The organism is Chitinimonas taiwanensis DSM 18899 (genome assembly GCF_900119825.1).
Lineage (GTDB): Bacteria > Pseudomonadota > Gammaproteobacteria > Burkholderiales > Chitinimonadaceae > Chitinimonas > Chitinimonas taiwanensis.
The window spans coordinates 21,181-38,479 of sequence record NZ_FPKR01000018.1; the positions used below are offsets into that span (position 1 = coordinate 21,181).

16 protein-coding genes are annotated in these 17,299 nt (G+C 64.3%); 9 read left to right on the forward strand and 7 right to left on the reverse strand.

All coding sequences use genetic code 11. The features are described from left to right. Window positions 1-62: 62 nt before the first annotated feature. On the forward strand, window positions 63-752 hold the full coding sequence (locus BT173_RS18415) for a Bax inhibitor-1/YccA family protein (protein WP_072430148.1): 690 nt from the start codon (window positions 63-65) through the stop codon (window positions 750-752). A 72-nt stretch (window positions 753-824) separates the two neighbouring features. Here BT173_RS18415 and BT173_RS18420 read toward each other — a convergent pair whose 3' ends face one another. Next, the gene (locus BT173_RS18420; protein ID WP_072430149.1) at window positions 825-1,295 is read right to left on the reverse strand and encodes a YehS family protein; all 471 of its coding nucleotides are present in this window, start codon (window positions 1,293-1,295) and stop codon (window positions 825-827) included. Between the two features lie 26 nt (window positions 1,296-1,321). Next, a complete protein-coding gene (locus tag BT173_RS18425) occupies window positions 1,322-3,526 on the reverse strand; it encodes a RelA/SpoT family protein (RefSeq protein WP_072430150.1) in 2,205 nt (734 codons plus the stop codon). Window positions 3,527-3,939: 413 nt separating this feature from the next. Here BT173_RS18425 and BT173_RS18430 point away from each other — a divergent pair, with 413 nt between their 5' ends. The 7 genes from BT173_RS18430 to BT173_RS18460 all read left to right on the forward strand — a co-directional run bounded on the left by BT173_RS18430 (window position 3,940) and on the right by BT173_RS18460 (window position 11,648). Then, window positions 3,940-6,213, forward strand: coding sequence for a catecholate siderophore receptor Fiu (locus BT173_RS18430; RefSeq protein ID WP_072430151.1), 2,274 nt, complete (start codon window positions 3,940-3,942; stop codon window positions 6,211-6,213). Window positions 6,214-6,309: 96 nt separating this feature from the next. Then, window positions 6,310-6,990, forward strand: coding sequence for a Fe2+-dependent dioxygenase (locus BT173_RS18435; RefSeq protein WP_072430152.1), 681 nt, complete (start codon window positions 6,310-6,312; stop codon window positions 6,988-6,990). A 117-nt stretch (window positions 6,991-7,107) separates the two neighbouring features. After that, window positions 7,108-7,734, forward strand: coding sequence for a PepSY-associated TM helix domain-containing protein (locus BT173_RS18440; RefSeq protein WP_072430153.1), 627 nt, complete (start codon window positions 7,108-7,110; stop codon window positions 7,732-7,734). 16 nt (window positions 7,735-7,750) lie between these two features. Further along, on the forward strand, window positions 7,751-8,281 hold the full coding sequence (locus tag BT173_RS18445; protein WP_072430154.1) for a DUF2271 domain-containing protein: 531 nt from the start codon (window positions 7,751-7,753) through the stop codon (window positions 8,279-8,281). A 28-nt stretch (window positions 8,282-8,309) separates the two neighbouring features. Next, the gene (locus BT173_RS18450; protein ID WP_072430155.1) at window positions 8,310-9,107 is read left to right on the forward strand and encodes a DUF4198 domain-containing protein; all 798 of its coding nucleotides are present in this window, start codon (window positions 8,310-8,312) and stop codon (window positions 9,105-9,107) included. Further along, the gene (locus BT173_RS18455) at window positions 9,107-10,120 is read left to right on the forward strand and encodes an FAD:protein FMN transferase (protein WP_072430156.1); all 1,014 of its coding nucleotides are present in this window, start codon (window positions 9,107-9,109) and stop codon (window positions 10,118-10,120) included. The genes BT173_RS18450 and BT173_RS18455 overlap by 1 nt, the downstream gene beginning before the upstream one ends. A gap of 34 nt (window positions 10,121-10,154) precedes the next feature. Then, entirely contained in the window at window positions 10,155-11,648 is a 1,494-nt protein-coding gene (locus BT173_RS18460) for a flavodoxin domain-containing protein (protein WP_072430157.1), read from the forward strand. A gap of 40 nt (window positions 11,649-11,688) precedes the next feature. Here the strand turns inward: BT173_RS18460 and BT173_RS18465 are convergent, their stop codons facing one another. From BT173_RS18465 to BT173_RS18480, 4 genes are all read right to left on the reverse strand, one after another. Next, the gene (locus BT173_RS18465) at window positions 11,689-12,444 is read right to left on the reverse strand and encodes a substrate-binding periplasmic protein (RefSeq protein WP_072430158.1); all 756 of its coding nucleotides are present in this window, start codon (window positions 12,442-12,444) and stop codon (window positions 11,689-11,691) included. A gap of 103 nt (window positions 12,445-12,547) precedes the next feature. Then, a complete protein-coding gene (locus BT173_RS18470) occupies window positions 12,548-13,747 on the reverse strand; it encodes a multidrug effflux MFS transporter (RefSeq protein ID WP_072430159.1) in 1,200 nt (399 codons plus the stop codon). A gap of 105 nt (window positions 13,748-13,852) precedes the next feature. Further along, window positions 13,853-14,497, reverse strand: a complete 645-nt coding sequence (locus BT173_RS18475) for an NAD(P)-dependent oxidoreductase (RefSeq protein ID WP_072430160.1) — start codon at window positions 14,495-14,497, stop codon at window positions 13,853-13,855. Window positions 14,498-14,523: 26 nt separating this feature from the next. Then, complete coding sequence (locus BT173_RS18480) at window positions 14,524-15,138, reverse strand: DsbA family protein (RefSeq protein ID WP_072430161.1); 615 nt, start codon at window positions 15,136-15,138, stop codon at window positions 14,524-14,526. 100 nt (window positions 15,139-15,238) lie between these two features. Here BT173_RS18480 and BT173_RS18485 point away from each other — a divergent pair, with 100 nt between their 5' ends. Continuing rightward, window positions 15,239-16,153, forward strand: a complete 915-nt coding sequence (locus BT173_RS18485) for a LysR family transcriptional regulator (protein WP_072430162.1) — start codon at window positions 15,239-15,241, stop codon at window positions 16,151-16,153. Between the two features lie 552 nt (window positions 16,154-16,705). On the opposite strand, the gene BT173_RS18490 is transcribed toward BT173_RS18485, so the two are convergent. Continuing rightward, window positions 16,706-17,287, reverse strand: coding sequence for a hypothetical protein (locus tag BT173_RS18490; RefSeq protein ID WP_072430163.1), 582 nt, complete (start codon window positions 17,285-17,287; stop codon window positions 16,706-16,708). Between the last annotated feature and the right edge of the window lie 12 nt (window positions 17,288-17,299).

The following is a 17,299-nucleotide window of genomic DNA, read 5'->3' on the forward strand; positions in this document are numbered from 1 at the left end:
TTGAAACTTTGTGCCGTTCGCTTAATCTCACGCACTATCTAAAACCCTCTGAGGAGTCGTCCATGCAATCGCAATGGCAAACCGTGAGTACTGGTTACGGCGGTGCCGATCTCGCTACCAGCCGCAACAAGGTGCTGCGCAATACCTATATGTTGTTGGCCCTGTCGATGATCCCGACCGCGATCGGTGCCTGGCTTGGCATGAGCATGAAGTTCATGGTCGGTGGCTGGATGGGCCTCATCGTCTTCCTGGCCGTCAGCTTCGGTGCTTTCTATGCCATCGAGAAGACCAAGCACAGCGCGACCGGCGTGCTGCTGTTGCTCGCCTACACCGGCTTCATGGGCCTGTGGCTGTCGCAGTATCTGCAGGTGGCCATGCAGTTCAGCAACGGTGCTCAGCTGATCGGGATGGCGGCGGGTGGTACGGCGACCATCTTCTTCGCGCTGGCTACCCTGGCTACGGTGAGCAAGAAGGACTTTTCCTTCATGGGCAAGTTCCTGTTCATCGGCCTGATCCTGTTGATCGTGGCTAGTTTGGCGAACATCTTCTTCCAGATTCCGGCCCTGAGCCTGACCATCTCGGCGGTGGCCGTGCTGATCTTCTCGGCCTTTATCCTGGTGGATGTGAGCCGCATCGTGAACGGTGGCGAGACCAATTATGTGACCGCCACCCTGGCGCTCTACCTCGACATCTACAATCTGTTCACCAGCTTGCTGAACCTGCTGATGGCCTTTGGCGGCGAGCGCGACTAAGCGTTGGCTGACAATAAAAAACCCGGCTTCGGCCGGGTTTTTTATTGTCAGCCGTAAGCCAAATGAGATGCCTCAGCGGGTTTCCGGCCGCAGGCGCAGGGTCAGGCCCTTGAGGAAGTTACGCAGGAACTGGTCGCCGCAGCGCCGGTAGTTCTTGTGATCGGGCTTACGGAACAGCGCGCTCAGCTCGGGTTTGCTGACCTGGAAGCCGGCCTGCTCGATGATGGCCAGGATGTCTTCCTCGCGCAGCTCGAACGCCACGCGCAGCTTCTTCAGCACCGTGTTGTTGTACACGGGCAGCTCGATGGGCGGCTGCGGGCGGCTCTCGTCGCGGCCGCGCTTGTGCACGACCAGGCCGTCTAGGAAGTGGGCGATCACCTCGTCCGGGCAGTCCAGATAGCCGGGTTCCTCGTCGCGTTTCAGATAGGCGATCACATCGAACTTGTCGGCATCCAGGCCGCCCAGCTTGATGATGTCGGCCATGCGCGCATCGCTGATATCGAGGATGTAGCGGATGCTGCGCAGTACGTCGTTATGGATCATGGTGGTTTCCGGTATGCGAGGAGGGCTTAGCGGCGGGTCACGCCGATGACGCCTGGCACATGCTGCACATGGTCCATCACGCGGCGCAGGGTCTGCGCATCGCGGATTTCCAGCGTGAAGCGCATGCGGGCGATCTGGTTACGGGTCAGGGTCTGCGCGGCAGTCACATTGATCTTGTCGCGCGAGAACAGGTCGGAGATATCGCGCAGCAGGCTGGGGCGGTCGTGCGCCTCCACCTCCACATCGGCGGCGAATACCTGGCCGTGCAGCGCGCCGGTCAGTTTCTCGCCCCAATCGGCGGTGATCAGCCGTTCGGGGGCATTGGCCGATAGGCGCTTGAGCGTGGCGCAGTCGCGCCGATGGATGCTGATGCCGCGCCCCTTGGTGACGAAGCCGATCACCGCATCGGGTGGCACCGGCTTGCAGCACTTGGCCAGCATGGTCATCAGCTTGTCTACGCCCTCGATCAGGATGCCTTCGCCATGGGTGTCGGCGCGTGCACGCTTGATGATATCGCCCGCTTCGACCGGGGCTTCGATGGGCGCGGGTGCCAGTGCAATCGCCAGGTCGCGCGAGGTCACCTCGTTCTGTCCGACCGCGGCAAGCAGATCGTTCAGCTGCTTGAAACCGAGCCTATCGGCCAGTTCGTCCAGATTCGGGTGGCCGCCGGCGCGCGCCAGTTCTCGGTCCAGAATCGCGCGGCCGGCTTCGATGGCCACGTCCAGATTCTGCTGGCGCACCCAGTGGCGCACCTTGGTGATCGCACGGTGGCTTTTCAGATAGCCCTGGTGCAGCCAGTCGAGGCTAGGCCCGCCTTCCTTGGCGGCGATGATTTCGACACGCTGGCCGGTCTGCAGCGCAGTGCCCAGGGGCACGATATGTCCATCCACCTTGGCGCCGCGGCAGCGGTGGCCAAGATCGGTATGCAGGTGATAGGCAAAATCGACTGGCGTCGAGCCCTGCGGCAGCACGATCACGCGTCCGGCAGGCGTCAGTGCATACACGCTGTCGTCGAACTGTTCTGCCTGAAACGCTTCGGCCACCGTGCTCTGCTGGCTCATATCGTCGCGCCAGTCTAGGAGCTGGCGCAGCCAGGCGATCTTTTCCTCGTAGCGTGCGTCGCCCGAGCCGCCTTCCTTATACCGCCAGTGCGCGGCCACGCCGTACTCGGCATGTTCGTGCATCTCGAAGGTGCGGATCTGCACCTCGAGCGCCTTATCGTTCGGTCCCATCACCACCGTGTGCAGGCTGCGGTAGAAATTGCCCTTCGGGTGACTGATGTAATCGTCGAACTCGCCCGGAATCGGCTGCCACAGGTTATGCACGACCCCAAGCGCGGTGTAGCACTCAGGAATACTGTTCACCAGCACCCGGATCGCGCGGATATCGTACATCTCACTGAAGTTCAGCCGCTTCTGCTTCATCTTCTTCCAGATACTGAAGATGTGTTTTGGCCGCCCCATCAGGTCGGCCTTGATGCCCTGCTTGAGTAGTTCCTCGCGCAGCGTGCTAATCGAATCGGCGATGAAGTTCTCGCGGTCGACGCGCTTTTCATCCAGCAGGCTGGCGATCTTCTTGTAAGTGAGCGGCTCCAGATGGCGAAAGCCGAGGTCCTCGAGTTCCCATTTGATCTGCCAGACCCCGAGGCGGTTGGCCAGCGGGGCGAAGATATCCAGCGTTTCGCGCGCAATCGGCACGCGCACGCTTTCCTCGCACTTGGCCAGGTAATGCATGGTCTGGGTACGCCAAGCCAGCTTGACCAGTACGACGCGGATGTCTTCCACCATGGCCAGCAACATCTTGCGCACGGTCTCGATCTGCTGCTGGGCGTCTTCCTTGCGGCTGGCTTCCACGCGGCTGAGCGCCGCCATCTTGCGCACCTTGCTGATGCCATCGACCAGCTTGGCCACGGTCTGGCCAAAGCGCGCCTCGATCTGGGCATGCGCATCGGGCAGGTAGTCGGGCGCACAGAACAGCAGGGCGGCGATCACGGTATCGGCCGACAGGCGCAGGTCGGCCACGATGCTGGCCGCAGCCACCGCATGAGGGAAGACCGGCGCACCGATCGGTTCGTAGCGCCGGCCGGCGTACAGGGTCTGCGCCCAGTCCATCGCCGCAGCGAGCTGGGTCATTTCCTCGGCGGTGAAGCGATCGCTCAGACGAGCAAGCCAGGCTTGCGGGTCGGCGGCTTCGGCAACCGAGACGGCGAGGGGGCGGGTAGGAGCAACCATGGCCTAATTATGCCATGAGCGCCTGGGCCGGCCGGATTCACGGGCCAGCGTGGTTGATTTGCATGCCATGCAGAAATAAATGTAAATACAGTTTGCAAATGCGAATCGTTATCGATAAGATTTGTCCATCTGCTCAGTCAGCATCGGCGGTTGCGATCGGGAAGCGAATGGCCTCTGTTGGTCGGGTAGATGCAAAGCCTTGCTGCGTTCCTCAACCGCATTAGGCGATGCGTGAGTCACCACCCAGTACGGATTCCCGGCCCCACATGGGGCCGGTTTTTTTTGCCCCTGCCATTCGGATGGCCGGAACAGACGCTAGGCAGACGCTGCCAGCATGGAATTTCAGGACAGGCCAAGCCCACGCAGTGGGGCCGGCAGTCCGCTCAGACTAACCAACGAGGGAGTAATGCAAGATGGCGTATATCACCAGTAAAAAGCACAGCGATGCAGGCCGCCTGAAGACATCGGCGCTGGCCTCGGCGCTGATGCTGGCCATGCCGGCTGGTATGGCACTGGCCGCGGAACAGGCGGATGGCCCGGTACTGCCGGCCGTGAAGGTGGAGGCGGACGGCATTGCGCCGACCTATAAGGCCGACAAGGCCAGCTCGCCCAAGCTGACCCAACCGCTGGTGGATACGCCACAAACCATTACCGTGGTGAAGAAGGAGCTGCTGCAGGAACAGGCCGCCACCACGCTGTCCGATGCGCTGCGCAACACGCCGGGCATCACCATGCTGCTGGGCGAGAACGGCAATACCGCCACCGGCGATTCGATCTTTATGCGCGGTTTCGATACCCAGGGCAGCATCTTCGTCGACGGCATCCGCGATCTCGGTGGCATCAGCCGCGATACCTTCAATACCGAGCAGGTGGAAATCGCCAAGGGCCCGGCCGGTGCCGATAACGGCCGTGGCGCCGCCTCCGGCTATGTGAATATGAGCAGCAAGCTGCCCAGCCGCGACAATCTGCTCGGCGCCAGCGTGACCGTGGGTAGCGGCGATTACAAGCGCGTGACCGCCGATGTGAACCGCAGCCTGCCTCTGGAGGGCGCGGCCTTCCGCCTGAATGTGATGAAACAGGATAGCGGCGTGGATGGTCGCGACCATGTCGAGAACGATGTCTGGGGCGTGGCGCCCTCGGTGGCTTTCGGCCTGAATAGCCCGACCCGCGCCTACTTCTACCTGCTGCACATGCAGCAGGATGCGCGTCCGGACGGCGGCCTGCCCACCATTGGCCTGGAAGGCTTCGACAATGCCTCGGCCGCGGCCCGCAGCGCGCCCAAGGTGGATACCAGCAATTTCTACGGCTCGCTCAGCGATCACAACAAGGTGCGTGCCGATATGTTCACTGCCCGCGTCGAGCATGATTTCGCCCAGGGTGTGACCCTGCGCAACACCTCGCGCTTCGGCAAGTCGAACCAGCTGTATGCGATGACCGGCACCAATGGGATTACTGCCACCAATGCCAATCCGGCCTTATGGACCGCCACGCGCAACCGCCAAGGGCGTGATCAGGAAAACCTGGTGTTGACCAACCAGACCAATCTGAACGCCGAATTCGCTACTGGCAGCATTAAGCACACGCTGAGCGCTGGTCTGGAAGTCACCCATGAAATGCAGGACAGCAAGACGCGCGCTATTCCAACCGGCAGCACGCAAGTTGCCGCCAATCTGTATGCGCCTAGCGTCAACGATGTGTTCCAGCCGCTGGTCTACACCGGTGGCCGCACCAAGGGTGAGACCAATACCACCGCGCTGTATGTGTTCGATACCCTGAAGCTGAACGAGCGCTTCCAGCTCAATGGCGGCCTGCGCTTCGAGCACTACAACACCGTGACCAGCACCACGACCGTGCAGGGCACCAGCACGCCGCAGAACATTCCGGTCGGCACCCTGTTGTCCAGCAATATCGAGGATTCGGACAATCTGCTCAGTCTCAAGGTTGGCGCGCTGTACAAGCCCACCGAAAAGAGCAGCGTGTATATCTCTTACGCGACTTCGCAACTGCCACCGGGCAGCGCCAACTTCTCGCTGAGCAATAGCGCCAATAACGCCAACAACCCAAATGTCGACCCGCAAAAGGGCCGCAATATCGAACTGGGTACCAAGTGGGATGTGATGGGCGACAAGCTGGCATTGACGGCGGCCATTTACGAGAGCGAGAACAAGAACGAGTTCGCCACCCTGAACGATGGCACCACCTTGCAGGTTGGTACGCGCCGCGTTCGCGGTGTGGAGCTGAACGCCACCGGCATCGTGACCAAGAACTGGCAAATCAGCACCGGCCTCGCTTATATGGACCCGAAGATCACCCGTGGTTCGACCGGGGGTAACAACCCGACCGATGGTGGTGTGGTGCAATGGTCGCCGCGCCTGACCTTCACCACCTGGAACAGCTACAAGCTGCCCTTCGGCCTGACCTTGGCCGGTGGCGCACGTTATATCGATTCGGTGCGCCGTACCAATAGCACTACGGTGGCTGCCGGGACCAATGGCATCGTCAATGTGCCCGACTACTGGGTGCTGGATGCGATGGCCGCTTACGAGCTGAACAAGAACACCACCCTGCAACTGAATGTGTTCAACCTGGCTGACAAGGAATACGTGGCCAGCCTGAACAATAGCGGTGCCCGCTATCTGCCGGGCGCACCGCGTTCGGTGCGCCTGAGCGGCAACTTCCTGTTCTAAGCACGCCTTGTCTGTGCCTAAGCCCCTTCCTGCCGGAAGGGGCTTTTTGTGCGGTGGCGCCCAGGCCCCGATGCACTGTCGTGAAGGATGATTTGCATGCTGTTACATATTCCCGAAGTACTGAGCCGCGCCCAGGTGGCCGAATTCCGCCAGTTGCTGGCCGAGGCTGACTGGACCGATGGGCGCGCCACAGTGGGTGCGCAAGGTGCCCAGGTCAAACGCAACCGCCAGCTGCCCGAGCTGTCACCCTTGGGTCGCCAACTCGGCGAGGTGATTCTGAAGGCGCTGTATGCCCATCCGCTGTTCATGTCGGCTGCCCTGCCGCTGCGTAGCGTGCCGCCCTTGTTCAACTGCTATGAAGGCGGTGAGCACTATGGCCTGCATGTGGATGGCGCGATCCGCAGCATTCCCGGTACCAGCCTCAGTCTGCGCACCGATGTCTCGACCACGCTATTCCTGACCGACCCGGACGAATACGAGGGTGGCGAACTGGTGGTCATGGATACCTATGGCACGCATGAAGTGAAGCTGCCGGCCGGCGACCTGATTCTCTATCCGTCCACCAGCCTGCACCGGGTTGAGCCGGTCACCTGTGGCGCACGCATCTGCTCGTTTTTCTGGACCCAGAGCATGGTGCGCGACGATGCGCGGCGCGGCATGTTGTTCGAGCTGGACAGCCATATCCAGGCGCTGCGTGGCCAGATTGGCGATACCGCGCAGGTTTTGGGCCTGACCGGCCATTATCACAATCTATTGCGCCAATGGACTGAATTGTAAATTCCCGTTGCACCGCGGCCCGCCGGGCTGCGCACTGCAATTCTTGTGAGAGAATGCGTGTAATTCGCATTTGAATATTGCCGGGGCCGCGAAGCCCGGCGCAGCACTAGATACTGCATGCCCAAGCAAGCCAACCCACAACGTCGCGCCTTCTGGCTCAAACATCTGCATCGCTGGCATTGGATCAGCTCGGCTGCCTGCCTGATGGGCATGCTGTTGTTCGCCATCACCGGCCTGACCCTGAACAACGCCAGCCTGATCGAAGCCAAACCCGAGGTGAAGACCGAGACCCGTGAGCTGCCCGAGCCGCTGCAGCGCCTGCTCAGCCAGAACCCGAGTACAGACAAGCAGCCGCTGCCCGGCGCACTGGCCGACTGGCTGGCTGCGGAGCTGGCCGTGCAGGCCGCGGACAAGCCGGCGGAATGGTCGGAAGAGGAAATCTATCTGTCGCTACCTCGCCCGGGCGGCGATGCCTGGCTGAGCATAGATCGCGCGAGCGGTGAGCTGACCTATGAGCTGACCCAGCGCGGTTGGGTCGCTTATCTGAATGATCTGCACAAGGGTCGCCACACCGGTACGGCCTGGAGCTGGTTTCTCGATCTGTTTGCCGTCTCGGCGCTGCTGTTCTCGCTGACTGGTCTGTTCTTGCTGCAAATCCACGCCGGCCAACGCCCGGCCACTTGGCCGATGGTAGGGCTGGGCCTGGTGCTGCCGGTGGTGTTGGCGCTGCTGTTTATTCACTGAGTTAAAGGAAATCGCGATGCGTAATTGGATGCCGGCCGCGCTGCCGGCCGTGGTGGCTGGCTTGTTCAGCAGCCATGGCCAGGCGGCGGAAATGAATCTGACCTTTGAGCTGCCACGTCTGAATGTGGCCGAATACCACCGCCCCTATGTGGCGGTGTGGGTCGAGCAACTCGACCAGAACGTGGCCGCCAATCTGGCCGTGCTGTATGACCTGCGCACCAAGGGTGCCGAGGGCGCAGGCAGCAAGTGGCTGAAGGACTTGCGTACCTGGTGGCGTAAGAGCGGCCGCGAGCTGCAGATGCCCTTGGATGGTGTCTCGGGCGCGACCAAGCCGGCTGGTGAACACACACTGAGCTTCGTGGAAGGCAAGGCACCGCTGGCCAAGCTGCCGGCCGGTGAATACCGGCTGGTGATCGAAGCCGCGCGCGAATCGGGCGGCCGTGAAGTGGTCAAGCTGCCCTTCAGCTGGCCGAGCAAGAAGGCCCAGCGCCTGAGCGCCGCCGGCAGCAGCGAGCTGGGCGCCATCCAGCTCGAACTCAAGCCCTGATCCGCCCCCATTCTTTCGGAGATATCCCATGCCCGTGCGTCACACCCTTGCCCTGCTTACTGCCTTGGCTCTGCCGGCCGTCGCCCATGCCCATAGCGCCTGGCTGCAGCCATCCAGCACCGTGCTGTCCTCCTTCCAGTACGTGACCGTCGATGCGGCCGCCTCCAGCGACCCCTTCAATCTCAACCACCGTCCGCTAGGTGTGGAACAGCTGGTGGTGCTGGCCCCGGATGGCAATAAGGTGGCGCCGGTCAATGTGTTCAAGGGCGAGCTGCGTTCGAGCTTTGATGTGAAGCTGGAGCAGAAGGGCACCTACCGCATGGAACTGGTACGCAGCGGCGTGCGCGCCAGCTGGAAGGTCGATGGTCAGCCCAAGCGCTGGATGGGCACGGCCGAAGCTTTTGCCAAGGAAGTGCCGCAGGACGCCACCGATCTGCAGGTCAATGAATCAGCCAGCCGTCTGGAAACCTTCGTCACCGTTGGCGCCCCCACGCCGATCAAGCCGACCGGCAAGGGCTTGGAAATGCAGGCCATCACCCATCCAGCCGATCTGGTATCGGGCGAGCCGGCCGTGTTTCAGTTCCTGGTCGATGGCAAGCCGACCGAGGGCGTCGAAGTCGTGCTGATCCGTAGCCAGACTCGTTACCGCAACAAGCTCGAAGAGATCAAGCTCAAGACCGACCGCGAAGGCAAGGTCACGGTGAACTGGCCGCAGGCGGGTCTGTACTGGATCGATGCCGACATCAAGGACGATAAGGTCACCGTCAAGGCGGCCAAGCAACGTAGCCTGGCTTACACCGCTACGGTGGAAGTGGCGCCGCAGTAATGTCCACTGCGGTGGCCGCGCGCCGGGTGCTGATTCCGGTTGAGCTGGGTGCCCTGCAGGCCCGGCCACGCCAGGGTGAGCCCATGCAGCTCGACGGCCTGAGTATGGGCACCCATTGGGTGGTCAAGCTGGCCGGCGTGGCCGAGCGCTCGCGCCCGGCCCTGCAGGCCGGCATCCAGCGCGTGCTCGACCAGGTGGTGGCCGAGATGAGCCACTGGGCAAGCGATTCCGCGCTCAGCCGCTTCAACCGCGCGCCAGCCGGCAGCTGGCATACGCTGCCCGAAGCCTGCTTTGCCGTGCTGCAGGCGGGCCTGGCGGTGGCACGTGCCAGCGACGGTGCCTTCGACCCCACGGTCGGCGCACTGGTCAATCTCTGGGGCTTCGGACCACCTGGCCCGCGCCAAGTGCCGCCCAACGCGCAGGAGGTGGTGGCGGCGCAGGCCTGCTCGGGCTGGCAGCGCCTTGAGCTGCAGGCGGCCGAGCGGCGCGTGCGCCAGCCCGGTGGGCTGCAGCTCGACTTTTCCGGCATCGCCAAGGGTTATGCGGTGGATGCGGTGCTCGACTATCTGCGCGGCCTGGGGATCAGCAGTGCGCTAGTCGAAGTGGGCGGCGAGTTATCCGGCCTGGGTGTAAAGCCCGACGCTCAGCCCTGGTGGGTGGTGCTGGCTCAGCCGCCGGGCAGCCAGCTGGCCGATACCGTGGTGGCCCTGCATGGCCTGGCCATGGCTACCTCGGGCGATTATCTGCGCCACTTCCAGCATGCCGGGCGTGACTATGCGCACACGCTGGACCCGCGCAGCGGCGAGCCGCTGCTGGCCGCGCCGGCCTCGGTCAGCGTGCTGCATCCGCGCTGCATGCTGGCCGATGCGCATGCGACCGCAATCAGCGTACTCGGCGTCGAGGCCGGCCTCGCCTATGCCGAGCGCTATCAGCTCGCTGCTTTAATCATCGAACGCTGCGCCGATGGCCTGCGCGAACACCTGAGTAGCGCCCTGGCGCGGCTGCAGGACTAAGTCCCGCCTCATTCTCCTTCTGTCGACCGTATCCATGGCCCGCCCGCTTGCCGCTTCGCTGCTGATTCTTGCCTACCTGCTGTTCTGTGCCTGGACCGCCTGGCGGCATCGCCAGCGCAGCCTGGCCGCACGTCTGCCCACCTTGGCCGACGCACAGGCACCGCTCCTGATCGTGTACGCGAGCCAGACCGGCCAGGCCGAACAGCTGGCCCAGCACAGCGCGGATGCGCTGCAGACGGCTGGCCAGGCCGTGCACTGCTGCAGCCTGGATCGGCTCGACCTGCCGACTTTGCTGCGCTACCCACGCGCGCTGTTTATCGTCAGCACCACCGGCGAGGGTGATGCGCCCGATAGCGCGCATGCCTTCCTGCGCCAGGCTATGGCGGCGCGCGCCGAACTCGCTGGCCTGCACTACGCGCTGCTGGCCCTGGGCGACCGCAGCTATGCGCAGTTCTGCGCATTTGGCCGCCAGCTTGACGATTGGCTGCGGCATAGCGGTGCCCAGGCGCTGTTCGATACGGTGGAGGTGGACAAGCTCGACCCGGCCGCGCTGCGCCACTGGCAGTACGAGCTAAGCGCGCTGGCTGGCGGGCAGACCATGGCCGACTGGCGCACGCCCGACTACCAGCGCTGGCAGCTGCTGACACGCCGCTGCCTGAACCCGGCCGGTTGCGCCGCGCCCACCTTCCATCTGCGCCTGCAGGCGCTGGAAGACGGGCCGAGCTGGCAGGCCGGCGATATCGCCGAGATCGGGCCGCGCAATGCTCCGGAACGTATCGGCGCCTTTCTGTCGGCCGCCGGCCTGGCCGCGCACCCGGACTGGCAGCTGGCGCTCGCCGACCGCTTGCTGCCCGAACGGGCAGATGAGCTACAGGCGCTGCGCCGTCTTTCGCCCGCCGCCCTGCGCGATGCCCTGCCGCGTTTGCCACACCGCGAATACTCGATTGCGTCGATACCCGCCAGCGGCGCGCTCGATTTGCTGGTACGTCAGACCCGCAATGCCGATGGTCGGTTGGGTCTCGGTTCGGGCTGGTTAACCGAATACCTGCCCGAAGGTGCCGAGCTGGCCTTGCGCATCCGCCCGAATCGCAGCTTCCAGCTCGATGCGAATGAGGACAGGCCGCTGATCCTGATCGGTAATGGCACCGGCCTCGCCAGCCTGCGCGCGCATCTGCAGGCACGCGCGGCGCACGGCCAGGGGCGCAACTGGCTGATCTTTGGCGAGCGCAATGCCGCCCACGATTTCTACTTTCAGGCTGAGCTGCAAGCCTGGCAGGCTGCAGGCCAGCTCAGCCATCTGGATGCGGTGTTCTCGCGCGATGGTGGCAGCTGCCGCTATGTGCAGCATGTGCTGCAGGCTGAGCGTGCGCGGCTATTGGACTGGATTGCCGACGGAGCGGCCGTGTATGTGTGCGGCAGCGCCCAGGGCATGGCGCCGGCCGTGCAGGCCGAGCTGACGGCCGCGCTGGGTGAGGAGGGGATGGATGCCTTGCTGGCGGCCGGCCGCTACCGGCGCGATGTCTACTAGGCCGGCGCTGCCGAATGCCGCAAGGCCTTGTTGGCGCGCCTCAGGGGCCGACGGCCGTATCGGCCTCGTGTAGCCAGGCTTCCAGCTGGCCGCTGCTACGCAGTTTTTCCAGGCCGGCATTCAGCGCCGCCTGCAGGCTGCTGGCGCCGGCTTTGTGGCGGTAGAGCAGCACGCTAAGCGGCTCGGTGCGCAAGGGTGGCTCGAGTGCCTGCACCACCTCGGCCGGCTTACCCAGCTTGGTCAGCAGCCAGCGCCCGACATGGCGGTCGATCGGATACAGATCGATGCGTTCCTGCACCAAGGCCTTGATGCCCTGCCCATCGTCGGCGATCTTGACCGCCGGCCGGCCCGATTGCTGCAGCAGCGTCTGCAGCAGCGGGATCTCACCATAGTTGTAGCCATGTGGCAGGCCGATCTGGTAGCCCTGCGGGGCGCGCGGTGGCTTGCCGTACAGCGGGCTGTCCTGGCGATACAGCAGCATCACCTCACTGTGCAGCACCGGGTCGGAAAACAGGAAATCGACCGCCCGCTCGGGTGTCGGGGTCCACAGAATGGTGCCGTCCAGATGGCCGCGCCGCGCCATTTCCAAGCCACGCGGCCAGGACAGGTAGACGAATTCCACCACGATGCCCTGCTCGGCCAGCGCTGCGCGGATGATGCGGCTGGCGCTGCCCTCGTATGGCAGCTGGCGGCCCGCATAGGGTGGCCAGTCGCCACTGGCCAAGCGCAGGCGCTCGGCCGCCTGTGCGCTGCAGAGCAGCACCAGTCCCAGCCATATATACAGCGCGCGCCACATTGCTCTCTCCACCCCGGGTTTGCCGCCGCAGTCGGGCGGTAGCAAGTCCTACCACTCTAGACTGCGCGAGGGCCGGGGCGAAAGCCGTTTCCGCGCGCTGGCTTCAGGCGGGCTGAGGCGCCGCCTCGGCACGCGGCTGTAAGCGTAGGGCCAGCAGCGCGCCCAGCCCGCACACGGCCATGGCCGCAGCTAGCGGCAGGCTGCCGCCGCCATGCCCGAGTGCCATGGCCAGCCCGGCCAGCGTAGCCAGGGCAAACTGCAGCGCGCCGAGCAAGGCCGAGGCACTGCCCGCGCGCTCGCCCTGGCCGGCGAGCGCACTGGCGGCCGCATTCGGGCCGATATAACCGAGGCTGGCCACAAAGCCGAACAGGCCGGGCAATAGCAGCCACAGCGGTGGCTGGCCCTGCCAGAGCAGGCTGATCAGCAGCAGGCCCACTCCAGCCAGAGCTGGCGCCCATAGCGCGCGCTGCAGCAGCCAGGCCGGCGCATGGCGTGCCAGCTGGCGGGCATTCAGCTGGCTGGCGGTAATCAGCCCCAGTGCATTGGCGCCGAATACCCAGCCATAGTGCTGGGGCGAGATGCCATATTGCGCAATCAGCACGCTGGGCGAGCCGGCGATATAGGCAAACATGCCTGCCTGCGCCATGCCGCCGGCCAGGGTGGGCGCGAGGAAATGCCGTTCGCGCAGCAGCGCGCCATAGCCGCGCAAGATGCTGCCCAGCGCGAGCGGCGCCGCGCCGCGCTGGACGTGGCTTTCCGCCAGGCTCCAGTGCACAGCCAGCAGACAGGCCAGGCCGAACAGCGCCTGGAAGGCGAAGATGGCACGCCAGTCGGCTAGCAGTAGCAGCCAGCCACCGAGCAGCGGCGCCAGAATCGGTGCCAGGCCCATCACCAGCATCAGCAGAGAAAAAGCCTGTGCGGCGCTGCGTGCATCGCAGCGGTCGCGCACGATGGCGCGGCCAAGCACCATGCCGGCACAGCCGCCCAGGCCCTGCAGCAGGCGCAGGGCGGCCAGCTGCTCGATATTCACCGCCAGCGCGCAGGCCAGCGAGGCCAGCAGATACAGCGCCACCCCCACATACAGCGGCGGCTTACGCCCGAAGCGGTCGCTGAGCGGGCCATAGAACAGCTGACCGAGCGCGAGGCCAATGAAAAAACAGGCCAGCGTCAGCTCGGCACCGCGGCCAAGCGCCAGCTCCAGGGCCGGAAAGCTGGGCAGATACATATCGATGGACAGCGGACCGACGGCGGTCAGCGCGCCGAGCAGAATCAGCCAGCCGGGCAGGGGAAGGCGTGCGGACATGGGGGGACTTTCCTACAGGCAATCAATCGCGCCACGGCGCGTGCAAGGCGGCCGTGGCGAGGGGGCCGACGCGTGGGCGCCGCCGATAAAGCGTACTGGCGGGACTTAGGCGCTGAAGGCAGTAAAGCGCGCCTTCACATGCTTGGCCTGCTCGGCCTCGTCGACAATCGCCACCGCCAAGTCGGCTACCGAGATACCGGCCGGCGCTTCGCCCTTGAACGGCACTTCCTCGCCGCCCAGCTGGTACTGTCCGCTACGCTCGCCCGGCGCCAGGAAGACCGGCGGGGAGACGAAGGTCCAGTCCAGCGCGGCTTCGCCACGGATGCGCGTAAGCGCCTTACGTGCGGCCAGCGCCCCCTGCTTCCATTCGGCCGGGAAGTCCGGCGTATCGACCAGCTGCACGCCCGGCGCCACATACAGGCTGCCTGCGCCACCCACGGTGATAAAGCGCTTTACGCCGGCCGCCTTCACGCCGGCCACGATGGCGTCCTGCCCCTTGAGGAACAGATCATGGATATCGGCCTTGTCCCAACCAGGGTTGAAGGCACTGATCACCACCTCGGCACCGGCTACGGCGGCGGCCACCTGGGCGGCATCGTAAACATCGGCCTGCACGACAGTCAGACCAGCTTGGGCCGGCAGCTTGGCCGGGTTGCGGTGTAGGGCAGTCACGCTGTGGCCACGTTGCAGGGCTTCGGCGAGCAGGGCGCTGCCAACAAAGCCGGTGGCACCAATCAGGGCGATTTTCATAGGGGTCTCCTTAGTGGGATGTGGGTTCAGTGTTGTTGCTGCAGATAGTCGACCAGCTGTACGGGCTGGTAGAGCAGATGGCTGGACACGGGCCGGCCCTGGCAGAGCAGGCTGGGTACGCCATTCAGGCCATGCGCGTGCATGAGCTGCCTAGCCTGGCCGAGCAGGGCTTCGGCTTGCGCGGGCCAGCCGCCTTGCAGCGCTTGCTGGAAGGCCGAGGCATCCAGGCCCAAGGCGGCCGCGATGCGGCCCAGCGACGCGGGCGTGTACGCCTCGCCATCCACATAGCGCAGCGCCTGAATGCGATGCAGCGCCTGCAGGCCCGCCGACGGTTGCGCGGCGACGATATGCAGCCAGGCCTGGGTGGCCAGGGTGGAGTCGAAAGGCGTGGCCAGATCGGCCAGCACCTGTTCGCGGTAAGCGGGGCTGAACACCTGGCCGGTCAGCTCGGCAATGCGCTGGTCGTTCTGCCAGAAATAAGCGGCCTTCTGGGCCGTCATCGCCTGGGGCTGGGCAAATAGGCCGGTGGGCAGCAGCGTCCAGGCCGGCGCCAGCGCCGCATCGACGGCAGCCAGGGCGGGATGGGCGCCGTAGCACCAGCCGCAGAGCGGATCGAACAAGAGGGTTAATGGCAGGGGCATGGCGGTATTCCGTATCAAGTTGTGCGCATCATGCCTGCGCCAATTGATCGGATAAACGCGCTAAAGCAGAATTCATTATTGCTTTATCGAGAACAATGCCATGCGCCAGACCGATTTGAACCGTCTGCAGGTCTTTACCGCCGTGGTGGAGGCGGGCGGTTTCACCGCCGCGGCCGAACGCCTGGGCATCACCAAGTCGCAGGTCAGCCTGCAAGTGGCACGCCTGGAGGCCGAGCTGGGCCATGCGCTGTTCACGCGCAGCACGCGCCGTGTGGCCGCCACCGAGGCCGGCCAGCAGCTGTATGCCGATAGCGCGCCATTGCTAGCCGGCTTGCAAGGTGCCTTGGCGCGCCTGGGCAGCGCGGGCGAGCTGGAGGGGCGCTTGCGCATCACGGCCGGCGCCTCGTATAGCGATGGGGTGCTGGGCAGCCTGCTGGCCGACTTCGCCGCCCAGCATCCGCGCCTGGAAGTGGAACTGATCGCCAGCGATATCAAGCTCGACCTCCTGGCCGAGGGCATCGATGTGGCGGTACGTGGCGGCATCCTGCGCGATTCCAGCCTGCGCGCGGTCAAGCTGGGTGGCTTCGCTCAGGTGCCGGTGGCGGCGCCCGGCCTGTTCGCACGCATGGGCCGGCCCAGCGCGCCCGAGCAGCTGAACGGTCAGCCCTGGGTCGCGCTGACCGTGCTGGCCTCGCCGCTGACCTGGCATTTCACCCACCCGGACGGCCGCCGCGCCACGGTACGCGCACGCGCCGCTATGCGCGTAAACAGCGCCAACGTGGTGCGCGAATGCGCGCGTGCCGGCGTGGGCTGCACGGTACTGCCCGACTATATGGTGCGCGAGGAGCTGGCCGACGGCCGCCTGCTGGCCCTGCTGCCCGACTGGCAGCTACCAGGCGCCGGCATCTACGCCGTCTACCCGGCCGGCCGCTACCCACCGGTCAAGGTGCGCGCCTTCATCGACTTCCTGCGTGGGCGTTTGGGGGAAGGGAGTGGAGCGGTGGGCAGCTGGTAGCCTGGGCGAGCAGGCCGTGGTCAAACCGAGGGGGCAGCCCGGTAGGGTGGGCAACTTTGCCCACCGGGCGTGTCTGTTTAGCGGCTTGCGCCGCATGATCCGTGCTGCGCACGGTTTGGGTGCGGGGGGCGTCCCGCAGCCGCCTGACTTTCTTTGTCTTGCCAAAGAAAGTCAGCAAAGAAAGGCGCGCCCGCGGTCTCGCCCGGCTGCGCCGGGTTCCCTGCGCTGCGCGAACCTCGCGGCCGGGGCAAGAACTCGCCGCCCGTTCCGGCCGGCTCAAACAGCTTGCCCCGGACTACCCCGCGAGCTTCTGTGCTGCTCGGCGAGTACCGAGGGCAGATGGGCACTCCGTAGAATGGTCAGTGCCGGCGTTTGTGTTGCAAATTCGTAGGGCACCTTGAACGCAGCGAATCGCGTCGAATGCTGCTCACGCACATGTGTGAACTCAGAAGTATGGCGTGATCCAGCCTACTGCTTGGAGCTATGCCGCCTACGCCGTGGGGACGTTCTAGCACATGCCCTAGCGAGCCCGCTTGAGTGGGTGTTTATGCGTCACTCTGGTTCGCCGAACAGTTGGTCGGGTCCCGCAACTCTGAAGTACTTCATGAGTGCCGGCTCCGAGGCCTGTCGCTCTGCTGCTAGTTTGTGCAGTAGTTTTAATGAGGCCGATAGCAGATGCCGAGTTGCCTCTTCATCGAGAGGAGCAAGTCTGTCTTCGAGCAGCGGAATCAGCACTTCACGCGAGCTGTCGATCTGCAAGCGCACTGGATCGATTGCTGAGGCATCTGCATCGGTGTGCGCCAGATATTTATTGCGATCAAACAGAACTACCTCATGAATCTCGCGTTCCCGCTCGGAGAGTACTCGAAGATACCGAGCCGGTAGATCTGGGATCGACTCCCCACGTTTGCCGGCGTTTCCAGAAAAAGGCCTGCAATAGGCCAAGACCATCGAGCAGTTTAGTGCTTGTAGCAACACTGTCGTATCACCCTGATATCTTTCATGCAGCTTGGTATCGATGATGTGATGAGCGACTTGGTGCGCGTGCTTGAAGTCGGCGTAGGACAGCAATACTCGGTAGAACTGCCGTAGCTTGTGTTTGTCTTCGGGGGAAACGTCCTCAGGGAATGGCATATGGCGCCTAAT

What these genes read in the sequence shown, in the direction of transcription:
- BT173_RS18430 (WP_072430151.1), top strand. Translation starts at nt 3,940, where the DNA reads ATGGCGTATATCACCAGTAAAAAGCACAGCGATGCAGGCCGCCTGAAG.
- BT173_RS18480 (WP_072430161.1), bottom strand. Translation starts at nt 15,138, where the DNA reads ATGCCCCTGCCATTAACCCTCTTGTTCGATCCGCTCTGCGGCTGGTGC.
- BT173_RS18440 (WP_072430153.1), top strand. Translation starts at nt 7,108, where the DNA reads ATGCCCAAGCAAGCCAACCCACAACGTCGCGCCTTCTGGCTCAAACAT.
- BT173_RS18470 (WP_072430159.1), bottom strand. Translation starts at nt 13,747, where the DNA reads ATGTCCGCACGCCTTCCCCTGCCCGGCTGGCTGATTCTGCTCGGCGCG.
- BT173_RS18415 (WP_072430148.1), top strand. Translation starts at nt 63, where the DNA reads ATGCAATCGCAATGGCAAACCGTGAGTACTGGTTACGGCGGTGCCGAT.
- BT173_RS18455 (WP_072430156.1), top strand. Translation starts at nt 9,107, where the DNA reads ATGTCCACTGCGGTGGCCGCGCGCCGGGTGCTGATTCCGGTTGAGCTG.
- BT173_RS18435 (WP_072430152.1), top strand. Translation starts at nt 6,310, where the DNA reads ATGCTGTTACATATTCCCGAAGTACTGAGCCGCGCCCAGGTGGCCGAA.
- BT173_RS18475 (WP_072430160.1), bottom strand. Translation starts at nt 14,497, where the DNA reads ATGAAAATCGCCCTGATTGGTGCCACCGGCTTTGTTGGCAGCGCCCTG.
- BT173_RS18445 (WP_072430154.1), top strand. Translation starts at nt 7,751, where the DNA reads ATGCGTAATTGGATGCCGGCCGCGCTGCCGGCCGTGGTGGCTGGCTTG.
- BT173_RS18490 (WP_072430163.1), bottom strand. Translation starts at nt 17,287, where the DNA reads ATGCCATTCCCTGAGGACGTTTCCCCCGAAGACAAACACAAGCTACGG.
- BT173_RS18425 (WP_072430150.1), bottom strand. Translation starts at nt 3,526, where the DNA reads ATGGTTGCTCCTACCCGCCCCCTCGCCGTCTCGGTTGCCGAAGCCGCC.
- BT173_RS18460 (WP_072430157.1), top strand. Translation starts at nt 10,155, where the DNA reads ATGGCCCGCCCGCTTGCCGCTTCGCTGCTGATTCTTGCCTACCTGCTG.
- BT173_RS18450 (WP_072430155.1), top strand. Translation starts at nt 8,310, where the DNA reads ATGCCCGTGCGTCACACCCTTGCCCTGCTTACTGCCTTGGCTCTGCCG.
- BT173_RS18420 (WP_072430149.1), bottom strand. Translation starts at nt 1,295, where the DNA reads ATGATCCATAACGACGTACTGCGCAGCATCCGCTACATCCTCGATATC.
- BT173_RS18465 (WP_072430158.1), bottom strand. Translation starts at nt 12,444, where the DNA reads ATGTGGCGCGCGCTGTATATATGGCTGGGACTGGTGCTGCTCTGCAGC.
- BT173_RS18485 (WP_072430162.1), top strand. Translation starts at nt 15,239, where the DNA reads ATGCGCCAGACCGATTTGAACCGTCTGCAGGTCTTTACCGCCGTGGTG.